Source organism: Kitasatospora sp. NPDC022856, assembly GCF_055561235.1.
Genome location: NZ_JBVHHE010000003.1, coordinates 275,981 through 301,295, shown reverse-complemented (window position 1 = coordinate 301,295; position 25,315 = coordinate 275,981). Strand labels below are relative to the sequence as shown.

The 25,315-nt window shown below is 71.4% G+C and carries 26 protein-coding genes; 2 read left to right on the top strand and 24 right to left on the bottom strand.

Annotation, left to right across the window (positions count from 1 at the left end):
* Nucleotides 1-35 precede the first annotated feature (35 nt).
* Complete coding sequence (gene nucS / locus ACZ34W_RS06240; RefSeq protein ID WP_329489628.1) at nucleotides 36-695, top strand: endonuclease NucS; 660 nt, start codon at nucleotides 36-38, stop codon at nucleotides 693-695.
* Between the two features lie 4 nt (nucleotides 696-699).
* On the opposite strand, the gene ACZ34W_RS06235 is transcribed toward nucS, so the two are convergent.
* The 5 genes from ACZ34W_RS06235 to ACZ34W_RS06215 all read right to left on the bottom strand — a co-directional run bounded on the left by ACZ34W_RS06235 (nucleotide 700) and on the right by ACZ34W_RS06215 (nucleotide 6,837).
* A complete protein-coding gene (locus ACZ34W_RS06235) occupies nucleotides 700-3,009 on the bottom strand; it encodes an ATP-binding protein (protein ID WP_465602133.1) in 2,310 nt (769 codons plus the stop codon).
* Between the two features lie 207 nt (nucleotides 3,010-3,216).
* Complete coding sequence (locus tag ACZ34W_RS06230) at nucleotides 3,217-3,561, bottom strand: STAS domain-containing protein (protein ID WP_329489626.1); 345 nt, start codon at nucleotides 3,559-3,561, stop codon at nucleotides 3,217-3,219.
* A 364-nt stretch (nucleotides 3,562-3,925) separates the two neighbouring features.
* The gene (locus tag ACZ34W_RS06225) at nucleotides 3,926-4,795 is read right to left on the bottom strand and encodes a 3-hydroxyacyl-CoA dehydrogenase family protein (protein ID WP_359803136.1); all 870 of its coding nucleotides are present in this window, start codon (nucleotides 4,793-4,795) and stop codon (nucleotides 3,926-3,928) included.
* 183 nt (nucleotides 4,796-4,978) lie between these two features.
* Nucleotides 4,979-5,629, bottom strand: coding sequence for a response regulator transcription factor (locus ACZ34W_RS06220; RefSeq protein ID WP_329489624.1), 651 nt, complete (start codon nucleotides 5,627-5,629; stop codon nucleotides 4,979-4,981).
* Complete coding sequence (locus tag ACZ34W_RS06215) at nucleotides 5,626-6,837, bottom strand: sensor histidine kinase (protein WP_465602131.1); 1,212 nt, start codon at nucleotides 6,835-6,837, stop codon at nucleotides 5,626-5,628. Before ACZ34W_RS06215 ends, ACZ34W_RS06220 begins: the two co-directional genes overlap by 4 nt.
* Before the next feature lie 158 nt (nucleotides 6,838-6,995).
* Between ACZ34W_RS06215 and ACZ34W_RS06210 the strand changes: the two genes are divergently transcribed.
* Entirely contained in the window at nucleotides 6,996-7,586 is a 591-nt protein-coding gene (locus ACZ34W_RS06210; protein ID WP_465602129.1) for a hypothetical protein, read from the top strand.
* 63 nt (nucleotides 7,587-7,649) lie between these two features.
* On the opposite strand, the gene ACZ34W_RS06205 is transcribed toward ACZ34W_RS06210, so the two are convergent.
* The 19 genes from ACZ34W_RS06205 to ACZ34W_RS06115 form a co-directional block, all read right to left on the bottom strand.
* Complete coding sequence (locus tag ACZ34W_RS06205; protein ID WP_329489621.1) at nucleotides 7,650-8,222, bottom strand: cob(I)yrinic acid a,c-diamide adenosyltransferase; 573 nt, start codon at nucleotides 8,220-8,222, stop codon at nucleotides 7,650-7,652.
* A gap of 142 nt (nucleotides 8,223-8,364) precedes the next feature.
* Nucleotides 8,365-8,865 (bottom strand): DUF2550 domain-containing protein, encoded by a 501-nt coding sequence (locus ACZ34W_RS06200; RefSeq protein WP_329489620.1) that lies wholly within the window; start codon nucleotides 8,863-8,865, stop codon nucleotides 8,365-8,367.
* A gap of 148 nt (nucleotides 8,866-9,013) precedes the next feature.
* A complete protein-coding gene (locus ACZ34W_RS06195; protein ID WP_148642910.1) occupies nucleotides 9,014-9,397 on the bottom strand; it encodes a F0F1 ATP synthase subunit epsilon in 384 nt (127 codons plus the stop codon).
* Between the two features lie 186 nt (nucleotides 9,398-9,583).
* A complete protein-coding gene (atpD, locus tag ACZ34W_RS06190; protein ID WP_329489619.1) occupies nucleotides 9,584-11,029 on the bottom strand; it encodes a F0F1 ATP synthase subunit beta in 1,446 nt (481 codons plus the stop codon).
* A 2-nt stretch (nucleotides 11,030-11,031) separates the two neighbouring features.
* Nucleotides 11,032-11,946, bottom strand: a complete 915-nt coding sequence (locus ACZ34W_RS06185; RefSeq protein WP_465602126.1) for a F0F1 ATP synthase subunit gamma — start codon at nucleotides 11,944-11,946, stop codon at nucleotides 11,032-11,034.
* A 32-nt stretch (nucleotides 11,947-11,978) separates the two neighbouring features.
* Nucleotides 11,979-13,553 carry a F0F1 ATP synthase subunit alpha gene (gene atpA / locus ACZ34W_RS06180; RefSeq protein WP_329489617.1) on the bottom strand — a complete coding sequence of 525 codons (1,575 nt, stop codon included), beginning with the start codon at nucleotides 13,551-13,553 and terminating at the stop codon, nucleotides 11,979-11,981.
* A gap of 151 nt (nucleotides 13,554-13,704) precedes the next feature.
* A complete protein-coding gene (locus tag ACZ34W_RS06175; RefSeq protein ID WP_329489616.1) occupies nucleotides 13,705-14,520 on the bottom strand; it encodes a F0F1 ATP synthase subunit delta in 816 nt (271 codons plus the stop codon).
* A complete protein-coding gene (locus ACZ34W_RS06170; RefSeq protein ID WP_329489615.1) occupies nucleotides 14,517-15,074 on the bottom strand; it encodes a F0F1 ATP synthase subunit B in 558 nt (185 codons plus the stop codon). The genes ACZ34W_RS06175 and ACZ34W_RS06170 overlap by 4 nt, the downstream gene beginning before the upstream one ends.
* Nucleotides 15,075-15,108: 34 nt before the next feature.
* A complete protein-coding gene (gene atpE / locus ACZ34W_RS06165; protein WP_030235786.1) occupies nucleotides 15,109-15,345 on the bottom strand; it encodes an ATP synthase F0 subunit C in 237 nt (78 codons plus the stop codon).
* A gap of 91 nt (nucleotides 15,346-15,436) precedes the next feature.
* Nucleotides 15,437-16,252: a F0F1 ATP synthase subunit A gene (atpB, locus tag ACZ34W_RS06160; RefSeq protein WP_329489614.1), complete on the bottom strand. Its 816-nt coding sequence runs from the start codon at nucleotides 16,250-16,252 to the stop codon at nucleotides 15,437-15,439.
* Nucleotides 16,253-16,537: 285 nt separating this feature from the next.
* The gene (locus ACZ34W_RS06155) at nucleotides 16,538-16,912 is read right to left on the bottom strand and encodes a hypothetical protein (RefSeq protein ID WP_465602122.1); all 375 of its coding nucleotides are present in this window, start codon (nucleotides 16,910-16,912) and stop codon (nucleotides 16,538-16,540) included.
* A gap of 378 nt (nucleotides 16,913-17,290) precedes the next feature.
* A complete protein-coding gene (locus tag ACZ34W_RS06150; protein ID WP_352289373.1) occupies nucleotides 17,291-18,634 on the bottom strand; it encodes an MraY family glycosyltransferase in 1,344 nt (447 codons plus the stop codon).
* 132 nt (nucleotides 18,635-18,766) lie between these two features.
* Complete coding sequence (locus ACZ34W_RS06145; RefSeq protein ID WP_329489611.1) at nucleotides 18,767-20,071, bottom strand: serine hydroxymethyltransferase; 1,305 nt, start codon at nucleotides 20,069-20,071, stop codon at nucleotides 18,767-18,769.
* Nucleotides 20,072-20,194: 123 nt separating this feature from the next.
* Complete coding sequence (locus ACZ34W_RS06140) at nucleotides 20,195-20,845, bottom strand: arsenate reductase/protein-tyrosine-phosphatase family protein (RefSeq protein WP_329492247.1); 651 nt, start codon at nucleotides 20,843-20,845, stop codon at nucleotides 20,195-20,197.
* Nucleotides 20,846-20,874: 29 nt separating this feature from the next.
* Entirely contained in the window at nucleotides 20,875-21,522 is a 648-nt protein-coding gene (locus tag ACZ34W_RS06135) for an L-threonylcarbamoyladenylate synthase (RefSeq protein WP_329489610.1), read from the bottom strand.
* Between the two features lie 78 nt (nucleotides 21,523-21,600).
* Nucleotides 21,601-22,467 (bottom strand): peptide chain release factor N(5)-glutamine methyltransferase, encoded by an 867-nt coding sequence (prmC, locus tag ACZ34W_RS06130; protein ID WP_329489609.1) that lies wholly within the window; start codon nucleotides 22,465-22,467, stop codon nucleotides 21,601-21,603.
* 60 nt (nucleotides 22,468-22,527) lie between these two features.
* The gene (gene prfA, locus ACZ34W_RS06125) at nucleotides 22,528-23,604 is read right to left on the bottom strand and encodes a peptide chain release factor 1 (protein WP_329489608.1); all 1,077 of its coding nucleotides are present in this window, start codon (nucleotides 23,602-23,604) and stop codon (nucleotides 22,528-22,530) included.
* Between the two features lie 127 nt (nucleotides 23,605-23,731).
* Nucleotides 23,732-23,953, bottom strand: coding sequence for a 50S ribosomal protein L31 (rpmE, locus tag ACZ34W_RS06120; RefSeq protein WP_329489607.1), 222 nt, complete (start codon nucleotides 23,951-23,953; stop codon nucleotides 23,732-23,734).
* Nucleotides 23,954-24,134: 181 nt separating this feature from the next.
* Nucleotides 24,135-25,280: an LCP family protein gene (locus tag ACZ34W_RS06115; protein ID WP_465602118.1), complete on the bottom strand. Its 1,146-nt coding sequence runs from the start codon at nucleotides 25,278-25,280 to the stop codon at nucleotides 24,135-24,137.
* Nucleotides 25,281-25,315: the final 35 nt, after the last annotated feature.

Genomic DNA, 25,315 nt, shown 5'->3' with positions numbered 1-25,315 from the left:
CATCAACTGGCCCCGGTGGGCTAGCGTGGTCGACCGTGCGTCTCGTAATTGCCCGCTGCTCAGTCGACTATGCCGGTCGGCTCTCCGCCCATCTGCCCTCCGCCACCAGGCTCATCCTGGTCAAGGCCGACGGCAGCGTCAGCATCCACGCCGACGACCGCGCCTACAAGCCGCTCAACTGGATGTCCCCGCCGTGCACCCTCAAGGTGGGCGACGGGGTCTGGACAGTGATCAACAAGGCCGGCGAGAAGCTCATCATCACGCTGGAGGAGGTGCTCCACGACTCCTCCCACGAACTCGGGGTGGACCCCGGCCTGATCAAGGACGGTGTCGAAGCACACCTCCAGGAGCTGCTGGCCGACCGGATGGAGGTGCTCGGCGCCGGCTGGTCGCTCATCCGCCGCGAGTACCCGACCGCGATCGGCCCGGTCGACATCCTCTGCCGCGACTCCGACGGCACGACCGTCGCCGTCGAGATCAAGCGCCGCGGCGAGATCGACGGCGTCGAGCAGCTCACCCGCTACCTGGAGCTGCTCAACCGCGACCCGCTGCTCGCCCCGGTGAAGGGCGTGTTCGCCGCGCAGGAGATCAAGCCGCAGGCCCGCGTCCTCGCCACCGACCGCGGCATCGGCTGCGTGGTGCTCGACTACGACGGGCTGCGCGGCATCGACGACGACAAGCTCAAGCTGTTCTGACCGATCAGCCCGGTGTGACCGTGCCGGTCGCCGTCGGCGAAGGGGTCCCGGGCGTGCTCGGCGCGGTGGTCGGGGAGCCCGGGGTCGACGGAGCGGTCGTCGGGGGCGTCGTGCCCGGACCGGAACTGGTCGGCACCGAGGGCGGGACGGTCGGCTGAACCGGCGGCGGCACGGACGGGACCACCGGCGGTTGCGACTGGCCCGGGGACGGCGACTGCGAGCCGGTCGCGGTCGGCGACTTGCTCGGCTTCTTCGACGCCGACCCGGACGCCGAGGGCGAGTGCGGAGTCCCGCCGCCCGCCGACGACTCCGGGCCCGCCGGGTCCTGCGCGGGCGGGGTCTGCGGGCCCTGCGAGCCCGACGCGTCGTCGGACAGCGTCGGTTCGGGGCTCAGGCTCGGCCGGGGCGCCGGCCGCCCCGCCGGCAGGCCGGTGCCGTCGTCCGTACTGCTGAGCGGGTCGTTGCCGCGGTGCTCGTCCGGCCCGGTGACGCTCAGCCCGACCGCCGTCCCCAGCACGCCGAGCGCGAGGACGGCCGCCGAGGCGGCGATCACCGTGCGCCGGGTGCCGCCGGCCGTGCCGGGGGTGGTCTTGAACCGCCACGGCACCTGCGCGATGGCCCGGATGACGGGACGTCGGACGGGCGCCGGGGCGGTCGTCGCCGCGGCGGGCAGCTGCCGGCCGTCGGCGCGCAGCAGATCGAGCATCCGGCGGGCGCCGGCGGCCCCGCGCGGCTCGCCGAGCGCGGCCCGCAGGGTGAGGGCGGACTCCAGTTCGGCGACGGCCCGCCCGGGCTCCCGGACGCAGATCGCGTAGACGCCCAACTCGTGGTGGAACCAGGCCTCGTCGGCCCGGGAGCCGGTGTTGCGGGCGGCCTCCAGGCCGAGCAGCAGGGCGCGCTCCCAGGCGCCCCAGCGCAGCGCCAGGGCCAGCGCGGGGCCGGCCGCCCGGGCCAGCCGCAGGACGGCCGCGTGCCGGCCGGCGGCCCGGTCGGCCAGCAGCACCCCGATCACCACCTCCGCCTCGGCGGCGATCTGCTCCGTCGAGACCGAGCTGTGCCCGACCCACCAGGCGAAGTGCTGGGCGGCGCCGTCGACGCTGCGGCGGGCTGGCCAGTGCGGGGCGAGCAGGTCCAGCGCGCCCGCGGTGAGCCGGTGGTGGCCGCCGATGGACACCGCCAGCCCGGCGTCGGCGAGTTCGTGCAGCGCGCTCTCGCCCTGGCCGACGTCGATCAGCGCGGGCAGGTGCGGCGCGGTCGGGCACTCGCCGCCGAGCGCCACCGCGAGCCTCAGCACGGCCTGGGCCGGCTCGCTGAGGCCCTCGGCGAGCCGGACGGCGGGCGAGGCGCTCTCGGCCACCGACGGCAGCGGGACGGCCCCGCGCAGCTCGCTCTCACGGACCGCCGGGTCGGGGTGCCGGTCGGGCTCCTCGACCGCGCCGAAGACGTCCAGCCGGTCCTCCTCCGCGGCGACCAGCGCGTCCACGGCGACGTCCCGCTGACGCAGCAGCGCGGCGGCCTGGACGAAGCGCAGCGGCAGCCCCTCGGACTCGAACCAGAGGTCGACCGCCCAGGCCTTCTCGGCCGCGTCCAGGGGCCGGCCGGCCAGCCGGGCGGCGAGCGCGAGACAGGCGGACCGGGAGAGCCCGGCCACCAGGTGGTCCCGCAGCCGGGAGTCGGCGGACAGCGGCGGGCTGTCGGGCGCGACGGATATCAGGAAGGCGCAGTCGGGGGCGGCGGCGAGCACCCGCTCCAGCTCCGCGCCGGCCGGTTCGACCTCGTCGACGACCACGACCGCGCCGACCTGCGCGAGGTGCTCGGCGAGCTGCCCCGGGTCGGGCCGGAAGCCGGGGGCCTGGTGGGTGGCGGCGAAGAGGTCCTGGAGCAGGTCGTCGCCGGTGCGGCGGTGACCGCAGAGCTGGACGACGCCGCCGGGCGCGAGGTCGCCCGCCGCCTCGGCGACCGCCGAGAGCAGGGCGCTGCGACCCGAGCCGGCCTGGCCGACCAGGCGTATCGAACGCCCTTCGGCGAGCAGGCCGAGCAGGTGGGCGATGTCGGCCTCGCGGTCGAGCAGCGGCAGGTCGGCCGGGCCGGCGCCGAGGGCGAGCGGTCCGACCGCGCGGCCGGGGCCGCCGACCGGTCCGCGGGCGGGTTCGGTGCGCCCGATCCGGCGCGGGCGGGGCCGCCACTCCTCGGGGCAGGGCCGGACCTCGGACCCCTCCGGGGTGCCGACGGTCACCAGCAGGGCCCCGGAGACCAGCTCACCGCCCCGGGTGCGGACGGCTTCCTGCCGGAACTCACCGGATGGCTGTCCCACGATCTGCTCCGCCCCTGGTCGGCCGACGACTCGGTACGGCCGTTCCGGACCGGGGGTGCGCCCCTGCCTCCGGCCGGGGGGACCCCCACCCCGCCGGGGCGGGAAGGAGCCGGTCCTGTCCCCGGCGGCCGTCTTCTGACGGCAGACTCTTGCACATCCGGTCCGGACCGCGCAGGGCGGTCCCTCCCCGGAGGGCGCGCGGGAGCCCTAGAGCACCGGGCCGAGGGCGGGCAGCGTGGCGCCGTAGGGCTCGGGGACGACGCCCTCGACGGCGAGGATGCGGTGCAGCCGGGTGGCCACCAGCAGGCGCTGGAGCTGCGCCGGGACGGAGCGCAGCACCAGCCGGCGGCCGATCCGGCCGGCCCGGCGGTGGGTCCCCATGATCACACCGAGGCCGGTGGCGTCCCAGAACTCCAGCCGGGTGAGGTCCAGTACGAGGTCGCCCCGACCGCCGTCGACGGCCTGGTGCAGCCGGACCCGCGCGTCGGCGGCGGTGCGCACGTCGAGGCGGCCCTCGATGGCCAGCGCCGTCTGGTCGCCCGTGATGCGCATGGTCTCCTCCTCCGCCTGGCGGTCACTGGTACGGGTCGTTCCGCCCCGGCCGCGCGGGCCCGGATCGGGTGTCCACCGGGCGGGCGTGGAGCCCCGCGCCCGGGCCGGCCGCAGCATCGTCGGCGTGGGCCGGGTCCCCCTCATCTGACGGTGAACCAGGTCCGCAGGTTGCTGGTTCCGGCCAGATCTGAAGCAACTTCACTCGTCCGAGGGAATATACGCAGGAAGTCTCCACACCTACGCTCGATTACCGCCCAAATCACCCGTCTGCGGCACCCGGCGTGAGGAAACTCACCCGCCCCCGGCGAGGTGGGCCGTACGGTGCTGCGACCGCACGGCCCGGTCGGTCAGCGGTCCCGGCGGGTCACTTGGCCGGGTACGGGTAGAAGCCCTGCCCGCTCTTGCGGCCCAGGTCACCGGCGGTGACCATGCGGGCCATGATCTCCGGCGCGGCGAACTTCTCGTCCTTGGTCTCGGCGTAGATGTTCCGGGCGGCGTGCAGCAGGATGTCGACGCCGGTCAGGTCGGCGGTCTCCAGCGGGCCCATGGCGTGTCCGAAACCGAGCCGGCAGGCGGTGTCGATGTCCTCGGCGCTGGCGACGCCCGACTCGTACAGCTTGGCGGCCTCGACCACCAGCGCCATGATCAGGCGGGTGGTGACGAAGCCGGCCACGTCGCGGTTGACCACCACGACCTCCTTGCCGACCCCCTCGGCGAAGGCGCGCGCGGTGGCGAGCGTCTCGTCGCTGGTCTTGTAGCCGCGCACCAGCTCCACCAGGCGCATCAGCGGCACCGGCGAGAAGAAGTGCACGCCGACGACCGACTCGGGGCGCCCGGTGGCGGCGGCGATCCGGGTGATCGGGATGGCCGAGGTGTTGGAGGCCAGCACCGCGCCGTCCTTGGCGAGCTTGTCGAGCTCCTTGAAGACGGCTTCCTTGACGTCCAGCTGCTCGAAGACCGCCTCGACCACGATGTCGGCCTCGGCCACCGCGCCCAGGTCCGTCGTGGTGGTGATCCGGCCGAGCGCCGCCTCGGCGTCCTCGGCGGTCAGCCGGCCCTTGGCGACGAACTTCTCGTACGAGGCCCGGATACCGGCCACACCGCGCTGCAGCGCGGCCTCGGTGACGTCCCGCAGCACCACCGGGTGTCCGGCCTGGGCGGAGACCTGGGCGATACCGGCACCCATCAGGCCGGCACCGATCACGGCGATCTGCTTGCTGGACGCGTTGCTCATGGCTGGGTCTCCCGGATGCCGTCGCCGCCCTGCGGGCGGGCCCTGAAGGCGGCTCAGCGCAGGGGTCACCCGCTCATGAGCCGCGCCGCTCATGCGCCGGACTCTAATGCCCTTCCGCCCGCCGTGGTGTCATCCGGGAGTGTGATCTGCGACTGACCTGGCCCGATACCGGAAGGCCGTCGTTCAGATCGTCAGACCGAGGTCCTGCGCGAGGATCGCCGCCTGCACCCGGCTGCGCATCCGCAGCTTGGCGAGGATCCGGCTGACGTGCGTCTTGGTGGTCGCCTCGGCCATCTCCAGCCGCTCGGCGATCTCGCCGTTCGACATCCCCGCGCCGATGCAGGCCAGCACCTCCCGCTCGCGCGGGGTGAGCCCCGACACCGACTCCCGCGTCTCGGGTCCGACCGCGCGGCCGGGGCGGGCGAAGGTGCCGATCAGCCGCCTGGTCACCGAGGGCGCCAGCATGCCGTCCCCGCGCGCCACCGTGCGGATGCCCTCGACCAGGGTGTCCGCCTCCAGGTCCTTCAGCAGGAAGCCGGCCGCGCCGGCCCGCAGCGCGCCGTAGACGTACTCGTCCAGGTCGAAGGTGGTCAGCACCAGCACCTGGGCGGCCCCCGCGGCCACCACCCGGCCGGTCGCCGAGACGCCGTCCAGCCGGGGCATCTGCACGTCCATCAGGACGACGTCGGGCCGCAGTTCCAGGGCCAGCCGCACCGCCTCCTCGCCGTCCGCGGCCTCCCCGACCACCTCCAGGTCCGGCTCCGCCCGCAGGATCATCACCAGCGCCGCCCGGACGGCCGCCTGGTCCTCGGCCACCAGCACCCGAATCGTCATGCCCGCCGCTCCCCTTCCACCGCCACCGGCTCCCGCGGCAGCACCGCCCGTACTGTCCAGCGGTCCCCGACCGGACCGGCCTCGAAGCTGCCACCGAGCAGCCCGGCCCGTTCCCGCATGCCCACCATCCCCGCCCGGGCGCCGGGCAGCTCCCGGCCCACGTCGGTGCGGTACGGGCTGTCCACGGTGATCCGCAGCTCCTGCGGAAGGTACTCCAGCAGGACGTGCACCCGGCCCGGGCCGGCGTGCTTGAGCGCGTTGGTGAGCGACTCCTGCACGATCCGGTACGCCGCCAGCCCGACCGGCACCGCCGGCTCCCCGCGCTCGCCGTGCTCCGCGAGCTCGAACTCCAGCCCCACGGCCCGCCCGGCGTCCCCGGCCTTGGCCAGCAGCGCGTCCACCGCACCCAGGTCGGGCGCGGCGTACGACGCGTCGGCCTCGCCGCCGCCGTTGTCGCGCAGCAGCCCGATCATGCGGCGCATTTCGGCCAATCCCTGCACGCTGTTCTCCCGGATCACCCCCAGCGCCGCCACCAGCGGATCCTCCGCCGTCCGGTGCTGGCGCCGGGCCACCGACTGGGCGCCGGTGGCGTGGATCGCGATGGCCGACAGGTGGTTGGCCACCACGTCGTGCAACTCCCTCGCCATCCGCGCCCGTTCGGCGACCACCGCCTCGCGCCGGTCCATCTCGGAGAGCAGCGCGGTCTGCTCGGCGCGCAGCCGCTGGCTCTCCGCCTCCTCGCGGTGCCTGCGCACCAGGTCCCCGGTCCACACCGGTCCGAGGAAGATCAGCGAGGTGAGCACCACGACGGCCAGCGCCGTCGGGGCGTCGCTGTACAGGAAGGACAAACTGCTCAGGACGAGCACCGAGGCGGCGCCGGACAGGTGCAGGACGCGGGACATCCGCGGGCGCCCGTAGACCACCGCCGCGTAGAGCAGGTCGGTGTACATGATGGTGGTCGCGATCAGCGCACCGCTGAAGATGCTCGCCGCGAAGACCGCCCCGCCGAGCGTCACCGTCAGGATCGGGCGGGTGCGCCGGAACAGCTCCAGCGCGGCCGTGACCAGCAGCGGCGGCAGCACCAGCCAGCGCGGCACGGCCGAGGAGTGGTCGTAGACCTTGGACGCGATCAGCACCAGCCCGCCGACCAGCCCGAAGAGGGCGATCGCCCGGTCCTCCTGCCACGGGGTGAGTGTCGGTCTGCGCACTCCCCCATCAGATCATCCCCGGCCGGCCCCCGGCTCCGGTCCAGGGAGGAGCCGCCGTACATCGAAAGGTGCAGGCCCGGTTCGGCATCGGCGACGACGACGGGGGCGCCCCGGGCGGCAAGGCTGGGGGGGTACCGCCGAGAAGTCCGGGAGTCACCATGATCGTCACCCTCGTCATCGGGGCCGAGGTCGCCTTCTGGGTGCTCCTCGCCCTCGGGCTCGCCACCCGCTACCTGCTGCGGCTGCGCGGGGTGAGCACCGCGCTGCTGGACGGCCTGCCGGTGGTGGACCTCACGCTCTTCGTGCTCACCGTGCTCGACCTGCGCGGCGGCGCCACCGCGAGCTGGACGCACGCGCTGGCCGCGAGCTACGCGGGCTTCTCGATCGGCTTCGGGCCGTCCCTGGTCCGCTGGGCCGACCGGCACTTCCAGTACCGCTTCGCCGGCGGCCCCAAGCCCAAGGGCGCCCCCAAGTACGGGCCCGCGCGGACCCGCCACGAGTGGGAGTTCTGCCGCCGCACCGTGGTCTCGGCCGCCATCACCCTGGCGCTGATCACCGCGCTCGTCCCGCTCTCCGACGGCGCCGCCGACTTCGGCACCTTCACCGGCTGGTACCTGCGGCTGGGCATGGCGGCCGGGATCAACGTGATCGTGGCCGGCTGCTACTCGCTCTGGCCCAAGGAGGCGCCGGCCGGCGCGATCGTCGAGGACGGGCACGTGGTCGGCTGGAAGATCCCCCAGCAGCAGTAGCGGCCCGCCGCCGGACGCCCCACCGCCCCGCCGACCGGCGGGGCGGTCGGCGGGGCGGTCGGCTCAGCGGTTCTCGCCCGGCACCCAGAGCACATCGCCACGCTCCTTGTTGGCCGCCCGGGCCAGGATGAACAGCAGGTCGGACAGCCGGTTGAGGTACTTGGCGGTCAGCGGGTTCACGGTGTCCCCGTGCTCCTCGATCGCCGCCCAGGTGGCCCGCTCGGCCCGCCGCACCACCGTGCAGGCCAGGTGCAGGTGGGCCGCGCCGACGGTGCCGCCGGGGAGGATGAAGCTGCGCAGCTTCTCCAGCGACTCCAGGTAGTGGTCGCAGTCCGACTCCAGCTTGTCGATGTAGGACTGCAGCACCCGCAGCGGCGGGTACTTCGGGTCCTCCACCACCGGGGTGGCCAGGTCCGCGCCGACGTCGAAGAGGTCGTTCTGCACCCGGACGAGCACCGCGGTGACGTCCTCGGCGAGGCCTCCGGCGGCGATCGCCACGCCGATCGCCGCGTTGGCCTCGTTGGTGTCGGCGTACGCGATCAGGCGCGGGTCGGTCTTGGTCGTGCGGCTCATGTCACCGAGCGCGGTGGTGCCGTCGTCGCCGGTACGGGTGTAGATGCGCGTCAGATTGACCATGCCGCCCAGCCTAGCGAGCCGGGTTAGGCCGCGTTAACCCCCAACCGGGAGGTGCCCCCAACCCGAGGGTCTCGTCGCTACGCGACATTCACCCTCCCCCAGCCTCCGGCCGGGAGGTGCCCCCAACCCGAGGGTCTCGTCGCTACGCGACGTTCACCCTCTGCCCGGGCGGGGCGGCTTCGAGCCAGGCGAGGAAGCCGGTCAGGGCGTCGTCGCTCATCGCCAGCTCCAGCGGGGCGCCGTTGTGCAGGCAGCGGAGCACGACCGAGCCGGAGAGCAGCGCCAGCTCCTCCTGGCCCTCGGGGTAGCGCCGGCCGAGCACCTCGATCTCCCGGCGGGGGAGCACCCGGCGCGGGCGCGGGGCGTACGAGAAGACCCGGAACCACTCGATCGAGTCACCGCTGTAGCGCCCGATACCAAAAACCCACCCCTTGCCATCGGTCTGGGGGACCGGGGCCGAGGTGGGTTTGCCGTTCTCGTCGAGGTCGGGCTGCGTCGAGGCGTCGGCGGGCATTTTGAGCCGGTAACTGCAGTCGAACGTTCCGCCGACCCGCTGGATCACACGGCGCCGTACCGCGAACGCCACCAGGCCGATCACGCCCAGCGCAACGACCGCCGCGCACACCACAAGGGCGAGGACCATGCTCACCTACCTCCTCGCTACCCGCGTTCCCCGTATCGGTCGTATCAGGCGACCGCGTTGACCTACCAACTGAGACGACAGTCCCGGGGTCACGCTCACGCGTCCCCGGGACCGTCGGTCGACCCCGCTAAGCGAGGGTCCGGCGCACTCAGGCGTGGGCCTTGAGACCGCGCGCCGCGAACAGACGCACCTCGGCGCGTCGCTCGGCGTGCTCGTCCAGGTCCGACTGTGCCTTCTCCAGTGCACGCTCGGCGCGCGCGACGTCGATCTCGTCCGCCAGCTCGGCGATCTCCGCGAGCAGAGACAGCTTGTTGTCGGCGAAGGAGATGAAGCCGCCGTGCACAGCGGCGATCACGGTGCCGCCGTCCACGGTGCGGATGGTGACCGGACCGGTCTCCAGCACGCTCAGCACCGGGGTGTGCCCCGGCATGATGCCGGTGTCACCGGAGGCCGTACGGGCGACAACGATGGTGGCCGCACCGGACCACACCTTGCGGTCGGCTGCGACCAGCTCGACGTGCAGCTCAGCCAACGTGGGCTCCTAGGCTCATGCAACCCCCGATTACTCGGGAGTTTCGGTAAGAATAACGGGCCCGCGCCCCCGGCATGAAACCGGCGGCACGGATTTGACCGGAATCACAGCCGGTGCGACGTGAGGGGTGGGTCCCAGGGCTGGGGCCCACCCCTCACGATCACACTCGGCTGCTACCGGACGCGACTACTTCTTCGCGAGCTCGGCGGCGTTCTTCTCGAGGTCCTCGATGCCACCGCACATGAAGAAGGCCTGCTCGGGGACGGAGTCGTACTTGCCGTCCGCGATCGCGTTGAAGGCCTCGATGGTCTCCGACAGCGGCACGGTCGAACCGTCGACGCCGGTGAACTGCTTCGCCACGTAGGTGTTCTGCGAGAGGAAGCGCTCGATGCGACGGGCACGGTGGACCGTGATCTTGTCCTCCTCCGACAGCTCGTCCATACCGAGGATGGCGATGATGTCCTGGAGGTCCTTGTACTTCTGCAGGATCCCCTTGATACGGATGGCCGTCTCGTAGTGGGTCTGCGCGATGTACCGCGGGTCGAGGATGCGGGACGTGGAGTCCAGCGGGTCGACGGCCGGGTAGATGCCCTTCTCCGAGATCGGGCGCGACAGAACGGTCGTCGCGTCCAGGTGGGCGAAGGTGGTGGCCGGGGCCGGGTCGGTCAGGTCGTCCGCGGGGACGTAGATCGCCTGCATCGAGGTGATCGAGTGACCGCGGGTCGAGGTGATGCGCTCCTGGAGGAGGCCCATCTCGTCGGCCAGGTTCGGCTGGTAACCCACCGCGGAGGGCATCCGGCCGAGCAGGGTCGACACCTCGGAACCGGCCTGGGTGAACCGGAAGATGTTGTCGATGAAGAGGAGCACGTCCTGCTTCTCGACGTCACGGAAGTACTCCGCCATGGTCAGCGCGGAGAGCGCGACGCGAAGACGGGTGCCCGGCGGCTCGTCCATCTGGCCGAAGACCAGCGCGGTCTTGTCCAGAACGCCCGAGTCCACCATCTCGTGGATGAGGTCGTTGCCCTCACGAGTGCGCTCGCCGACGCCGGCGAAGACCGACACACCACCGAAGTTCTCGGCGACGCGGTAGATCATCTCCTGGATCAGAACGGTCTTGCCGACACCGGCACCACCGAACAGACCGATCTTGCCACCGGTGACGTACGGGGTGAGCAGGTCGATGACCTTGATGCCGGTCTCGAACATCTCGGTCTTGGACTCGAGGTCCTTGAAGGCCGGCGCCTTGCGGTGGATCGGCCAGCGGACCTTGACCTCGGCCTCGAACTCGGCCTTGTCGACGTTCAGCACCTCACCGAGGGCGTTGAAGACCTTGCCCTTGGTGATCTGGCCGACCGGCACCGAGATGGCGGAGCCGGTGTCGGAGACCTGCGCGCCACGGACCAGGCCGTCGGTCGGCTGCATCGAGATGCCGCGGACCATGCCGTCGCCGAGGTGCTGCGCGACCTCAAGGGTCAGGACCTTCTTGCCCGAGCCGTCGGGGTTGTCCACCTCGACGTGCAGGGCGTTGAACATCTCCGGAATCGCGTCGACGGGGAACTCCACGTCGACGACCGGGCCGATGACCCGCGCGACGCGGCCCGTCGCCGTGGTCGGCTCAACAGTGGTGGTCATTCTCATTCGCTCCCGCGGCTAGCGTCGGCGAGGGCGTTGGCACCGCCGACGATCTCGCTGATTTCCTGGGTGATCTCGGCCTGACGGGCCGAGTTGGCAAGCCGCGTAAGCGACTTGATGAGCTCTCCGGCGTTGTCCGTCGCGCTCTTCATCGCGCGCCGGCGAGCGGCGTGCTCCGATGCGGCGGACTGCAGCAGCGCGTTGTAGATCCGGCTCTCGACGTACCGCGGCAGCAGTGCGTCGAGGACGCCCTCCGCCGACGGCTCGAAGTCGTACAGCGGGAAGATCTCGTGCGTGGCCTTCGACTCGTCGCTGAGCTCGACCTCGTCGAGCTTCAGCGGCAGCAGCCGGGCGTCCACCGCGGTCTGGGTCAGCATGGACTCGAACCGCGTCGAGATCACGTGGACCTCGTCGACACCGTCCGTCTCGGCCGTGAAGGCCGAGATCAGAGCGGCCGAGACCGCCTTGGCGTCGCCGTACGTCGGCTTGTCCGAGAAGCCCGTCCACGACTCCGCGACCGCGAGGTCACGGAAGCTGTAGAACGAGACGCCCTTGCGGCCGACGACGTACGTCACCACGTCCTTGCCCTCGCCGCGCAGGCGCTCGGCGAGCACCAGCGAGGCCTTGATGGCGTTGGACGAGTAGCCGCCCGCCAGACCGCGGTCCGCCGTGATCAGCAGTACCGCGGCGCGCGTGGCGGCCGGGTTCTCGCTGGTGAGCGGGTGCTTGGCGTTGGACCGGGTGGCCACCGCCGTCACCGCCCGGGTGAGCTCATCGGCGTACGGAGTGGAGGCGGCCACCGCGCGCTGCGCCTTACCGATGCGCGCCGCGGAGATCATCTCCATCGCCTTGGTGATCTTCTTCGTCGCGGTGACAGAGCGGATCCGGCGCTTGTAGACCCGAAGCTGTGCTCCCATGGGTCGTTACGTCCTTTCCCTCGCTACCGGACTCAGGCCTGCTCGGAGAGCAGCTTGCCGTCAGCCGTGGTGTAGCCCTGCTTGAAGGCCTCGATCGCGGAGGTCAGCGCGTCGATGGTGCCGTCCTCCAGCTTGGAGGTCTCGACGATGCCGGCCAGCAGGTTCTTGTGCTGAAGGCGCAGGTGGTCCAGGAACTCGCGCTCGAAGCGGCGGATCTCCGCGACCGGGACGTCGTCCAGCTTGCCGGTGGTGCCGGCCCAGATGGAGACGACCTGCTCCTCGACCGGGAACGGCTGGTACTGGCCCTGCTTGAGCAGCTCGACCATGCGCGCACCGCGCTCCAGCTGGGCCTTGGAGGCCGCGTCCAGGTCGGAACCGAAGCCGGCGAAGGCCTCCAGCTCACGGTACTGGGCGAGGTCCAGACGCAGACGGCCGGCGACCGACTTCATGGCCTTGATCTGGGCCGAACCACCGACGCGGGAGACCGAGATACCGACGTTCACGGCCGGGCGGATGCCGGCGTTGAACAGGTCGGACTCCAGGAAGCACTGGCCGTCGGTGATCGAGATGACGTTGGTCGGGATGTACGCCGAGACGTCGTTGGCCTTGGTCTCGATGATCGGCAGACCGGTCATCGAGCCGGCGCCCAGCTCGTCGGAGAGCTTCGCGCAGCGCTCCAGCAGGCGGGAGTGCAGGTAGAAGACGTCACCCGGGTAGGCCTCGCGGCCCGGCGGACGACGGAGCAGCAGCGACACGGAGCGGTACGCCTCGGCCTGCTTCGACAGGTCGTCGAAGATGATGAGGACGTGCTTGCCGTCGTACATCCACTCCTGGCCGATGGCCGAACCGGTGTACGGGGCGAGGTACTTGAAGCCGGCCGGGTCGGAGGCGGGAGCAGCCACGATCGTGGTGTACTCCAGCGCGCCGGCCTCCTCCAGGGCGCCACGCACGGACGCGATGGTGGAGCCCTTCTGGCCCACGGCGACGTAGATGCAGCGGACCTGCTTCTTCGGGTCGCCCGAGCGCCAGTTGTCACGCTGGTTGATGATCGTGTCGATCGCCACCGCGGTCTTGCCGGTCTGGCGGTCGCCGATGATCAGCTGACGCTGGCCGCGGCCGATCGGGGTCATCGCGTCGATGGCCTTGATACCGGTCTGCATCGGCTCGTGGACCGACTTGCGGACCATGACGCCGGGGGCCTGCAGCTCCAGGGCGCGACGGCCGGTGGAGGCGATGTCGCCCAGACCGTCGATCGCGTTGCCCAGCGGGTCCACGACGCGGCCGAGGTAGCCGTCGCCGACCGGCACGGAGAGGACCTCGCCGGTGCGGCGCACCGTCTGGCCCTCCTCGATGCCGCCGAACTCACCGAGGATGACGACACCGATCTCACGGGTGTCGAGGTTCAGCGCGAGGCCGAGCGTGCCGTCCTCGAACTTCAGCAGCTCGTTCGCCATGACCGAGGGCAGACCCTCGACATGGGCGATGCCGTCCGCCGCGTCAGTGACCGTGCCGACCTCTTCACGCGAGGCGGCGTCCGGCTGGTACGACTGGACAAAGTCGGCCAGCGCGTCCCGGATTTCCTCCGGACGGATCGTAAGCTCCGCCATCAGGCTTCCCTGCTCTCCTAGTTTGCGATCCTCGGCCCGCCATTGAGGGCCGCAAGTATTCGACTCTCGGCCGGGTCTCTCGAACCGGCCGTACGATTTGCCGGCTCCGGTGGAGCCGGTTCCCGACCGAGGGTCGGATGTTCTTCGGTGCTCAGCCTTCGAGCGACTGGCGAGCGCCTTCGAGGCGGCTCGACACGGTGCCGTCGATGATCTCGTCGCCGATCTGGACCCGGACACCGCCGACGACCTCGGGGTCGACGTCGATGTTCAGGTGGACCCGGCGGCTGTACAGCCGGCCGAGAGCGCCTTCCAGGCGATCCTTCTGGCTGTCGGACAGCGGCACCGCGGTGGTGACCAGGGCCACCACGCGCCCGCGCCGTGCGGCGGCGAGCCTCGAGTAGGACTCGAGGCCCTGCTCCAGGCTACGGCCACGCGGGTTGTTCACCAGGGCGGTGACCAGCCGGACGGTGCCCGCGTTGGCGCGGCCACCGAGCAGCTTCTTGATCAGCTCGGCCTTGGCGACGGCGCCGGCCTTGGGCTCGGTCAGCGCGGAGCGCAGCTCGGTGGAGCCGTTCACCACCCGGCCGAACCGGAACAGCTCGTCCTCGACGTCGTCCAGGACACCGGCCTTGTCGGCGGCGATGACCTCGGCGTACGCGGCCAGCTCCTCGACCGAGTCGACCAGGTCGCGCGACCCCGACCAGCGGGAGCGGACCAGGCCGGAGACCAGGTCGATGGTCTCGCCGGAGACCTGCCCGGTCAGCAGCGAGGAGACCAGCTGGGCCTTGTCCTGGCCGGACCGGGACGGGTCGGTCAGGACGCGGCGCAGCGACACCTCACGGTCCAGGAGGACCGTGACGGCGGTGAGCTCCTCGGCGACCTTGACCGCGTCCACCGAGGTGGAGTCGGTCAGGGCTTCGAGGTTCTGCCGCCCGGCGGCGAGGGCCTCGCGGCTAGCGCCGATCACTTGGCCGCACCCGGAGCAACGGTGGCCTTGGCCTCCAGCTCGTCCAGGAACCGGTCGATCACGCCGCTCTGCCGCGTGTGGTCCTCAAGGGACTCGCCCACGATGCGGGAGGCCAGCTGCGAAGCGAGCGAACCCACGTCCTGGCGCAGGGCGGTGGTCGCCTGCTTCTTGTCGGCCTCGATCTGCGCGTGGCCGGCGGCGACGATGGCCTCGCGCTGGCGCTGGCCCTCCTCACGCATCTCGGTGAGCTGGGCAGCGCCCTGCTCGCGAGCCTGCTCGACGATGCGGGCAGCCTCGTGACGCGCCTCGGCGAGCTCGGCGCGGTACTGCTCAAGCAGGGCCTGGGCCTCGGCCTGAGCGGCCTCGGCGCGCTCCATGCCGCCCTCGATGGCGTCCCGACGCTCCGACAGCACCTTCTCGATGCTGGGGAGGAGCTTCTTGCCGAGCAGCCCGAAGACGATGAAGAAGCAGAGCAGGCCGATGATGATCTCGGGCCACGCGGGGAGGAGCGGATTCATCTGCTCCTCGGCCGCGAGCGAAGCCGCGATGCTCATATCTGGACCTTCCTCAGAAAGGGCTACGCCGGAATTACTTGCCGGTGCCGAAGACGAACGGCATGACGATGCCGATCAGGGCGAGCGCCTCGGTCAGCGCGAAGCCGATGAACATGTTGGAACGGATCAGGCCGGCAGCCTCGGGCTGACGGGCCATGGCCTGGACACCGTTACCGAAGATGAGACCAACGCCGATGCCGGGGCCGATGGCCGCGAGACCGTAGCCGACGGAGGCGATGGAACCGACGACGCCCTCAGCGAGCATGCTCATTGCAATTGTCCTTTGCAGGGGTGGTGAACCGGTGGTGATTGGCCACCGGGCGATCCGGGAGGTTGGTTCGTGAGGGGCCGGGGCCCCAGGCTCAGTGCGCCTCTTCGAGGGCACCGGCGATGTAGCTGCTGGCCAGCATCACGAAGATGTAGGCCTGCAGGAACTGGACCAGCAGCTCGAAGGCGGTCAGGCCGATGGCGACGATGAACGACGCCGAGCCGTAGAGCGCGCCCAGGGTCGGGCTGAGCAGGTACCAGGAGGCGATGGAGAACATCACGATCAGCAGGTGGCCGGCGAACATGTTCGCGAAGGCTCGGACCGCGAGCGTGAACGGGCGCACGAAGATGTTCGAGAAGAACTCGATCGGCACCAGGATGAACATGACCCAGCCGGGGATGCCCGAGGGCCAGCAGAGGTTCTTCAGACCGCCGACGAAGCCGTGCTTCTTGAAGGTCAGGGTCATGTAGGTGATCCACACGACCCCCGCCAGACCCGCCGGGAAGGCGATGGCCGCCGTCACCGGGAACTGGGCGAACGGGATGACCGACATGATGTTCATCAGCCAGACGAAGAAGAACATCGAGACGAGCATCGGGACGAACTTCTCGCCCTTCTTGCCGATCGTCTCCAGCACGATGGACCGCTTGACGAAGTCGTAGCCGATCTCACCGACCAGCTGCAGCTTGCCGGGCACCAGGCGCGGCTTGGCGAACGCGGCCCAGAAGAAGACGACCACCAGCACTGCGACGATCATCGACAGCAGCATCGGCTTGTTGAATTCGAAGCTGCCGATCGAGAAGATCGGCTTGAAGTCGAACTCGTTCAGGCCGGGGGCCGGGAAGCCGCAGCCAGCGTCCCCGAAGTGGCAACTGCCTGAGGCGAGCGAAGACGTGAGTTCAGCACTCACCACGGACTCCTTCGTCGTGACGCATGGTTACGGCAACCTCGGTGTGTCGGCGTGGCCCGAGGCCACGGTGCGGCACTGGAACTTGATGGGTTTCTCGCCGATCCCGCACGGCGGTGCGCTGCACCACAGCGGGATCATCGAAGACTGCAAGGATCCGGGGGGCGATCCGTCCATCGTGCGGACAGACCTGGCCTCTTCCCGTACTCCGTTGTTGCGACGGACGATAGCAGTCCGTCAGTGCGGCATAAACACTGCCCCCCTCGTTGGGGGGACAGCCGGGCCTCGTCACTGTTGACGCCCCGAGTCCGAGGGCTTGTCGCCCTTGTTTTCGGAGGCGCCGGCCTCGACGTAGAAGGTCTTGGCCTTGAGCGCACCGCGCACCTGGAAGCCCGTCCAGATCAGGGCGCAGCCCAGCAGGGTGAAGGCGAACGCCTGCCGGTTGAAGAGTTCGGTGTTCTTGAAGACCGCGAGGACGATGCCGACCAGCAGGATCTGCGTGGTGTAGACGAGCAACCCCGCAGCCATCATCATCTGCGGGTTCGATCTGGTCAGCCGGTCGAGGGCGACCTGGCCGAAGCTGAAGAACGCCACCACCAGCAGCGCGCCGAAGAAGGCGCCGAGCAGTCCCTTGCCACCTGCGACGGCGAATGAGATCGCCATGGCGATGACTCCGGCGACCGCAGTGGGGATCGCGGCGCCTCGGAGGATCCGGGCGTCGTTGGACGGCATGTCGGCAGCTCCGGCGGCATGTCGATGTGGCAGGGGGACGGGCACAGAACGTGGTGGTGGTACCGACCAAGGGACCGCCGTGGACCGGCCGCTCTGCGGCGAGTCCGTCGAGGGAGACCGACCGGGGACGGAAGTCCTCCACCTGTCAGGTCTTTCGGCGTGTTCTCGGTACTCGTGAACGGTATCACAAACTATTTGATGAGAGCTTTACCATGATTGTGTGGCACCTGTCACACTGGCGGCCCAAGGGTGCCTCCGTACGGGTGAACCACCTTGACGACGTGTCAGGTGTCGGACCCGCCGTTCGGACTAGTGGCCGCGACCGCTGCCGTGACCCCGGCCGCCGACCGCCGACGAGCCCCCCTTGCCCAGGCCGCCGAGCAGCTCCTTGTCCTTCGCGGAGAGCTCGGCCATCGGCTCCGAGGCGGCCGCGGCGGCGGCCGGGGCCTCGCCCTCGGCGACCGGTGCGGCGGCGCGGACCGGCTTGCGGCGCCGGTAGCGCGGCGGCACGAAGGCCTGCACGGCCCGCGGCGCGCGCGGGCGGAAGCGCGGGGTGAGCAGCACCACCAGGCCGACCAGGCAGAGCCCGGCCAGCGTGAGGGCCACGGTGCGGCCGGTGTTGGTGACCGAGAAGGCCACGGTGCCGAAGGCGATCAGCGCGGCCCAGAAGTACATGATCAGGACGGCCCGGCTGTGCGAGTGGCCGACCTGGAGGAGCCGGTGGTGCAGGTGCCGCTTGTCCGCGGCGAACGGCGACTGGCCGGCCCAGGTGCGGCGCACCACGGCGAGCAGCAGGTCGGCCAGCGGCAGCGCGATGACGGTCAGCGGCAGCAGCAGCGGGATGTAGATCGGGACCAGGGCGTGCACGGTGGCGGTCTGCGAACCGGTCTCGCTGGTGATGAGGTCCGGGTCGACCCGGCCGGTGATGGAGATCGCGGCGACGGCCAGCATCAGGCCGAGCATCATCGAACCGGAGTCGCCCATGAAGATCCGCGCCGGGTGCAGGTTGTGCGCCAGGAAGCCCAGGCACATCCCGATCAGCAGCACGCTGAACAGCACGGCGGGCGCCGCGTCGGTGATCGTGTAGCCGTACCAGAGCCGGTACGAGTAGAGGAAGAACGCCATCGCGGCGATGCAGACCATGCCGCCGGCCAGACCGTCCAGGCCGTCGATGAAGTTCACCGCGTTGACCATGACGACGACCATGGTGACCGAGATGACCATGCCCTGGGTGGGGCTGACCGCGACCGCGCCGACGCCGGGCACCGGCAGGGTGATCACGGTGACGCCCTGCCAGACCATCACACCGGCGGCGATCATCTGACCGCCCAGCTTGACCAGGGCGTCCACGCCCCACTTGTCGTCGAGCACGCCGAGCAGCCACATGATCCCGGCGCCGGAGAGCAGCGCGCGGATGTCGGTGCCCTGCGAGAACACCTTGCTGAGGTTGTCCAGTTGGGAGGCGACCAGGATGCCCGCGCAGAGCCCGCCGAACATGGCGATGCCGCCCAGCCGGGGCGTGGGCTCGCGGTGCACGTCACGGGCGCGGACCGGCGGCATCGCGCCGGCCGCGATCGCGAACTTCCGGACCGGGCCGGTCAGCAGATAGGTGACGGCCGCAGTGCAGAACAGCACCAGCAGATACTCACGCACCACTGGCCTCCTGCGTCACTGTCCGACGGGTCGGTACCGAAGGTACTCCCGTGCCTGTCCGGGGTTCGAGGTGCGTCGCCACGGCACACACCTTATTGAGTCGGACGCCCGGCGCGTGCATCGCGGTTCGCCCTACCGGGTAGGAGAGTGCGACGCCCCCCGGCCCGGGGCGGCGAAGGCGCCCGCCAGCTCACGGACCCGGGCCCCGATCCGGACGTCCGTGCCCTCGACGAGCAGGCGACCGACCAGTGCGGCGATCTCGGCCAGCTCGGCCTCCCCCATGCCCTGGGTGGTGACGGTCCCGCTGCCGAGCCGGATCCCGGAGGCCTCGGACGGCGGCGCGGAGTCGTACGGCAGCGCGCACTTGCCGAGCAGCAGACCGGCGGCGGCGCAGCGGCGCTCGGCCTCGGCCCCGCTGACCCCGAGCGGTCGGACGTCGGCCGTCACCAGGTGGGTGTCGGTACCGCCGGTCAACGGGCGCATCCCGGCCTCCGCGAGCCCCGTCGCCAGCACCCGCGCCCCCGCGACCGTGCGGTGGGCGTAGGCGCGGTACTCGGGGGTGCCCGCCCGGGCGAACGCGACGGCCTTGCCGGCCACCTCGTTCATCGCGGCGCCGCCCTGGCTGAACGGGAAGACCGCCCGGTCGATCCGCTCGGCCAGCTCGGCGGTGGAGAGCAGCAGGCCGCCGCGCGGGCCGCGGAGCAGCTTGTGGGTGGCGGCCACGGTGACGTCCGCGTACGGCAGCGGGGACGGCGCCACACCGGCCGCGACCAGGCCGGTGGTCTGGGCGACCGAGGCGATCAGATAGGCGTCCACCTCTTCGGCGATCGCCCGGAAGGCCGCCCAGTCCGGGTGCCGGGGGTGGGAGATCGAGCCGGCCACGATGGCCTTCGGCCGGTGCCGGCGGGCGAGCTCGCGGACCTGGTCGAGGTCGATCAGACCGTCGTCCTCGCGCACCCCGTAGCCGATGAACTCGAACCAGCGGCCCGAGAAGTTGGCGCGCGAGCCGCAGCTCAGGTGGCCGCCGTGCTCCAGCGACATCGCCAGCACCACGTCACCGGGGCGCAGCAGCGCGGCGTACGCCGCCAGCATCGCCGAAGTGGCCGAGCGGGGCTGGACGTTGGCGTGCGGGGCGGCGAACAGCTGACGGGCCCGGTCGATCGCCAGCAGCTCGGCGGCGTCCGCCAGGGCGCAGCCGGTGTGGTGGCGCCGTCCGGGGTAGCCCTCGGCGTACTTGTCGATCAGCGGGCCGCCCAGGGCGGCCAGGACGGCCGGATCGGTGAGGTTCTCCCCCGCCAGCAGCTGGATCGTCTCGGCGCGGCGCTCGGCCTCGGCGGCCAGCAGATCGGCCAGCTGCGGGTCGGCCCGGCGCAGCGCTTCGGACGCCCACCGCCCCGTCGTCTCGGAGGAACCGGTCGCGGCATCGGTGACGGTCATGGCGGAGCTCCCGGGCAGCGTCGGGCAGGTGCCTCCAGCGTAGGACCGGGCCCCGCCCGTGGCCTGCCGACGCGGACCCGATGCACCCGCCCGGGCGGCGCCGGCCCGGAGGCCGGCGGCGGCTCACCGCACGGAGCGCGGGGAGGGCATGCCGGTGAGGGCGGTGACCACCGGGTCCACCGCGTCGAATATCTCCTCGCCGCAGTTGCGGAACATGCCGATCGGCGCGCCGTACGGGTCGTGGACCTCGTCGGACTCCGGGCTGGCGGCGAGCAGCCAGCCGCGCAGCGCGGCCGCGGCCCGGACCAGGGCGCGGGCCCGCTCGGTGACGTCGGCGCCGCGGCGCGGATCGGGCAGGGTGCCCGGGTCTATCGTCCGGACCAGGCGGGTGAACTCCTTCAGGGTGAAGGTGCGCAGCCCCGCCTCGTGACCCATCGAGATCACCTGGGCGCGGTGGTCCAGGGTCGCGGTGAGCACCAGGTCGGCCTCGACCACGTGCTCGTCGAGCAGCTCGCGGCCGGCGAAGCCGCCGCTGTCGGCGCCGTACTCGTCCAGCACCGTGGCGGCGTGGTCCTCCATCGGCGCGCCCACGTGGCCCCAGGTGCCGGCGCTCTCCACCAGGATCCGGCCGGCCACCCGGGGGCTGAGCCGGGTGTCCAGTTCACGCCGGGTGAGCCGCTCGGCGATCGGCGAGCGGCAGATGTTCCCGGTGCAGACGAACAGGATGCGGAAGTGGTCCAGCGGCCTGGGGCCCACGCTCAGGTACGGCGATATGCCGGGCCCGGAGTGGAGGGAGGCGGTCGTCAACTGCCGGCCTCCAGGTCGGGGACGACCTCCCTCAGCTGCTCGGCGCTGATCGCGCCGGCCCGCAGCAGGACCGGGACCTTGCCCGTGACGTCGACGATGGAGGAGGCGACGGCGTGGTCGGCCCGGCCGCCGTCCAGGTAGACGGAGATCGCGTCGCCGAGCTGCTGCTGGGCCTCGTCGCAGGTGGCGGGGGACGGGCCGCCGGTCAGGTTGGCGCTGGAGACGGCGAGCGGGCCGGTGGCGTTCAGCAGCTCGATCGCGACCGGGTGCAGCGGCATCCGGACGGCGACCGTGCCGCGGGTCTCGCCGAGGTCCCAGCGCAGCGAGGGCTGGTGCTTGGCGACCAGGGTCAGCCCGCCCGGCCAGAAGGCGTCGACGAGCTCCCAGGCCTGCTCGGAGAAGTCCGTGACGAGTCCGTGCAGGGTGGTCGGCGAGCCCACCAGGACGGGCGAGGGCATGTTGCGGCCCCGGCCCTTGGCGGCCAGCAGTGCGGCGACGGCCTCCGGCGAGAAGGCGTCGGCGCCGACCCCGTACAGGGTGTCGGTGGGCAGCACGACGATTTCGCCGCGGCGGATGGCCGAGGCGGCCTCGCGCAGACCGGTGGCGCGGTCTCCGGCATCGGCACAGTCGTAGCGGCGGCTCATCGGTGCGGTCCCCTTCCGAGATGACTCATGACGGCGTTCACAGCGCGGCTCCGCGCCCGGTGGTGGTGCACCGGGTGTTCACAGCGAGACCCTTCGGGCCGTCGTGAAGCGGGGCCGGTTGTTGAGGTCGCGGTGGTCGGCGGTGTCCGTCCACCCGCCTTCCTCGTTGAAGATCCACGGCACCTGGCCGCCCTGGGTGTCGGCGTGCTCGATCACCACGGCGCCGCCCGGGCGCAGCAGGCGGGCGGCGACCCGCTCGATGCCGCGGATGGTGTCCAGCCCGTCCTCGCCGGAGAACAGCGACATCTGCGGATCGTGGTCGCGGGCCTCGGGGGCGACGTACTCCCACTCGGTGAGCGGGATGTACGGCGGGTTGGAGATCACCAGGTCGAAGCGGCCGTCCCAGGAACGGTCGTCCTCGAAGGCCTTGGTGGCGTCGCCGGCGTGCAGGGTGACCCGGGCCCGGTCGGAGCTGGCCTCGATGTTGCGCCGGGTGTACCGCAGCGCACCCTCGTCCAGCTCGAAGGCGTGCACCGTGGAGCGCGGCAGCTCCTGGGCGAGGGCGAGCGCGATGGCCCCCGAGCCGGAGCAGAGGTCGACCACCAGCGGCTCGGCGACGTCCATGTCGCGGACGGCGTCTATGGCCCACTCCACGACCGACTCGGTCTCCGGGCGGGGCACGAAGACGCCCGGGCCGACCGCCAGCTCCAGGTAGCGGAAGAACGCGCGGCCGGTGATGTGCTGCAGCGGTTCACGCGCCTCGCGGCGGGAGACGGCCTCCCAGTACCGGGCGTCGAAGTCCGCGTCCTTCACCGTGTGCAGCTGGCTGCGCTTCACGCTGTGGACGTGCGCGGCCAGCTCCTCCGCGTCGAAGCGCGGCGACGGCACGCCGGCCGCGGCCAACCGCTGGGTGGCCTGGGCCACCTCGGCAAGCAGCAGGTTCACGAACGACCTCTTGTTTCTGCGCTGCGGCTTCTCTGGTGCAATCGGGCCCGGAGGCCGGTCTCAGTTCTGCTGGGCCGCGGCGAGCTTGGCCTCGGCGTCCGTGTCCACGCAGGACTGGATCACCGCGTTCAGCTCGCCGTCCAGGACCTGGTCCAGGTTGTAGGACTTGAAGCCCGTGCGGTGGTCCGAGATGCGGTTCTCGGGGTAGTTGTAGGTGCGGATGCGCTCGGAGCGGTCCACCGTGCGGACCTGGCTGCGACGCGCGTCCGAGGCCTCCCGCTCGGCCTCCTCCTGCGCGGCGGCCAGCAGCCGCGAACGCAGGATGCGCATCGCCTGCTCCTTGTTCTGCAGCTGGCTCTTCTCGTTCTGGCAGGACGCCACGATACCGGTCGGGAGGTGGGTGATCCGGACCGCCGAGTCGGTGGTGTTGACGGACTGCCCGCCGGGACCGGACGAGCGGTAGACGTCGATCCGCAGGTCGTTGGCCACGATCTCGACCTCGACCTCCTCGGCCTCGGGGGTGACCAGCACGCCGGCCGCGGAGGTGTGGATGCGGCCCTGCGACTCGGTGGCGGGGACGCGCTGCACGCGGTGGACGCCGCCCTCGTACTTCAGCTTGGCCCAGACGCCCTGGCCGGGCTCGGTGCTGCCCCTGGTCTTCACGGCCACCGAGACGTCCTTGTAGCCGCCGAGGTCGGACTCGTTGGCGTCGATGATCTCGGTCTTCCAGCCGATCCGCTCGGCGAAGCGCAGGTACATCCGGAGCAGGTCGCCGGCGAAGAGCGCCGACTCCTCGCCGCCCTCACCCGCCTTGATCTCCAGGATGACGTCCTTGTCGTCGTTCGGGTCACGCGGGACGAGCAGCAGGCGCAGCTCCTCGGTCAGCTCCTCGCGCCGGGCCTCGGAGTCCTTCACCTCGGCGAGGAACTCCGGCTCTTCGGCGGCGAGTTCGCGCGCTGCCTCGATGTCCTCGCCGGCCTGGCGCCAGGCCCGGTAGACCCGGGTGATCGGCGTCAGCTCGGCGTACCGCTTGGCGAGCTTGCGCGCGTTGGCCTGGTCGGCGTGGACGGAGGGGTCGGCCAGCCTCGTTTCGAGGTCGGCGTGCTCGACGAGGAGCTCTTCGACTGCCTCGAACATGAAGGGGCCTTCTTCCCTGGGAACCGGTGGAGGGATGACACGGACGAGTCGTGGGACGCGAACGGCGCCGGTCTCCAGCGCCCCCGGAACGAGTACGGGGGCACCGGAAACCGGCGCCGAGGGAGCGCTAGGCCTTCGCGCTGTGCTGCTTGCCGAAGCGGGCCTCGAAGCGGGCCACGCGGCCACCGGTGTCGAGGATCTTCTGCTTGCCGGTGTAGAACGGGTGGCACTGCGAGCAGACCTCGGCGCGGATCTCGCCACTGGTCTCGGTCGAGCGGGTGGTGAACTCGGCGCCGCAGGTGCAGGTCACATGGGTGACCACGTACTCGGGGTGAACGTTGGGCTTCAAGGGGATCTCCTAGGTTCGGGAGGGCACCGGGTCGGCGGCTTGAATGCCGCACGTGAACCGGGACCGACGTACCAGTCTGCCAGGACCGGTCGCTTCTTCCCAAACCGGGTCGCGTTCCGGGATATTCCGGGCCCGGCCGACGGGACCGAAGGGGGCAGCCACCGGCCGGTCGACGGGCGGGTCAGCGCCGCGGCGAGGGGCTCGCCGCGGTACCCGCGGCGGGCTGCGCGGAGGCCCTGCCGGAGGCCTTGGGGGCCGCCGTGGGGGCCGCCGGGGTGGTCTGGGCGGGGTTCTGCGGCTGCTCGGCCAGGACGGCCTGCGGGAGCGGCTGGTCGGCCTTCAGAGCCGCCCAGAGCTGGTCGGCCCGGGGCTGCTGGGCGACCACCCGGTTGGCGTCGCCGGGCGCCGTCACCACCGGCAGGGTGACCATCGAGAGCTGGTCGGGGCCGATCCCCTTGAGTTCCTCGGCCAGCCCCACCAGCGAGTTCACCGAGGCCAGCGCCGAGTCGGTGGTGATGCTGCGGGTCAGGGTGTCGCCGACCGACCAGAGCTTGACCGGGTTGCCGAACAGCCCGATCCCGCCGGCCTGGCCCAGCAGCGACTTCACCATCTGCTTCTGCAGCTCGATCCGGCCGAGGTCGCTGCCGTCGCCGACGCCGTGCCTGGTCCGGACGAAGGCCAGCGCCTGCTGCCCGTCGAGGTGGTGCTCGCCGGCCGCGAGGTTCAGCCCGCTGTCCTTGTCGTCGATCGGGACGGTGGTGGTCACGGTGGCTCCGCCGAGCGCGTCGACGACCCGGGCGAAGCCGGCGAAGTCGATCTCGATGTAGTGGTCCATCCGCAGGCCGGTCAGCACTTCGGTGGTCTTGACCGCGCACGCGGCGCCACCGGTCTCGTACGCGCTGTTGTACATCGCCCGCTTGGCACCGGCGGCGGTCTTGCCCTTGCCGTCCGTGCAGTCGGGGCGGGTGACCAGGGTGTCCCTGGGTATGGAGACCACGTCGGCCCGGGTGTGGCCCTGGTCGACGTGCACCACCATCGCGGTGTCCGAACGGGCGGTGTCGCCGGTGTCCCCGCCGGCCAGCGCGCCGTTCCCGCCGGCCCGCGAATCCGAGCCCAGGACGAGGACGTTGAACGAGCCGTCGGTGGCGGACGGCGGCCGGGCCGTGCCCAGCCGGGCGTCGATGTCGACGCTCTTGATGTTGCCGTTCAGCTTGAAGTACGCGTACCCGGCCGCACCGGCGCCGAGGACGACGAGCGCGGCGAACGCGCACGCGGCCGCCCGCAGGACCGTGCGGCGGCGGCTCGGGATCCTCTTGTGGTCGGCCATACGGTCCAGAGTAAATCGGACAACATGATCCATAG

What these genes read in the sequence shown, in the direction of transcription:
- atpD (WP_329489619.1), bottom strand. Translation starts at nt 11,029, where the DNA reads ATGACCACCACTGTTGAGCCGACCACGGCGACGGGCCGCGTCGCGCGG.
- ACZ34W_RS06205 (WP_329489621.1), bottom strand. Translation starts at nt 8,222, where the DNA reads ATGGTCAATCTGACGCGCATCTACACCCGTACCGGCGACGACGGCACC.
- ACZ34W_RS06145 (WP_329489611.1), bottom strand. Translation starts at nt 20,071, where the DNA reads ATGACCGTCACCGATGCCGCGACCGGTTCCTCCGAGACGACGGGGCGG.
- ACZ34W_RS06170 (WP_329489615.1), bottom strand. Translation starts at nt 15,074, where the DNA reads ATGAGCATCGCGGCTTCGCTCGCGGCCGAGGAGCAGATGAATCCGCTC.
- ACZ34W_RS06210 (WP_465602129.1), top strand. Translation starts at nt 6,996, where the DNA reads ATGATCGTCACCCTCGTCATCGGGGCCGAGGTCGCCTTCTGGGTGCTC.
- ACZ34W_RS06185 (WP_465602126.1), bottom strand. Translation starts at nt 11,946, where the DNA reads ATGGGAGCACAGCTTCGGGTCTACAAGCGCCGGATCCGCTCTGTCACC.
- ACZ34W_RS06200 (WP_329489620.1), bottom strand. Translation starts at nt 8,865, where the DNA reads ATGGTCCTCGCCCTTGTGGTGTGCGCGGCGGTCGTTGCGCTGGGCGTG.
- ACZ34W_RS06225 (WP_359803136.1), bottom strand. Translation starts at nt 4,795, where the DNA reads ATGAGCAACGCGTCCAGCAAGCAGATCGCCGTGATCGGTGCCGGCCTG.
- atpE (WP_030235786.1), bottom strand. Translation starts at nt 15,345, where the DNA reads ATGAGCATGCTCGCTGAGGGCGTCGTCGGTTCCATCGCCTCCGTCGGC.
- ACZ34W_RS06220 (WP_329489624.1), bottom strand. Translation starts at nt 5,629, where the DNA reads ATGACGATTCGGGTGCTGGTGGCCGAGGACCAGGCGGCCGTCCGGGCG.
- prfA (WP_329489608.1), bottom strand. Translation starts at nt 23,604, where the DNA reads ATGTTCGAGGCAGTCGAAGAGCTCCTCGTCGAGCACGCCGACCTCGAA.
- atpA (WP_329489617.1), bottom strand. Translation starts at nt 13,553, where the DNA reads ATGGCGGAGCTTACGATCCGTCCGGAGGAAATCCGGGACGCGCTGGCC.
- ACZ34W_RS06115 (WP_465602118.1), bottom strand. Translation starts at nt 25,280, where the DNA reads ATGGCCGACCACAAGAGGATCCCGAGCCGCCGCCGCACGGTCCTGCGG.
- ACZ34W_RS06155 (WP_465602122.1), bottom strand. Translation starts at nt 16,912, where the DNA reads ATGGCGATCTCATTCGCCGTCGCAGGTGGCAAGGGACTGCTCGGCGCC.
- ACZ34W_RS06135 (WP_329489610.1), bottom strand. Translation starts at nt 21,522, where the DNA reads ATGAGCCGCCGCTACGACTGTGCCGATGCCGGAGACCGCGCCACCGGT.
- ACZ34W_RS06230 (WP_329489626.1), bottom strand. Translation starts at nt 3,561, where the DNA reads ATGCGCATCACGGGCGACCAGACGGCGCTGGCCATCGAGGGCCGCCTC.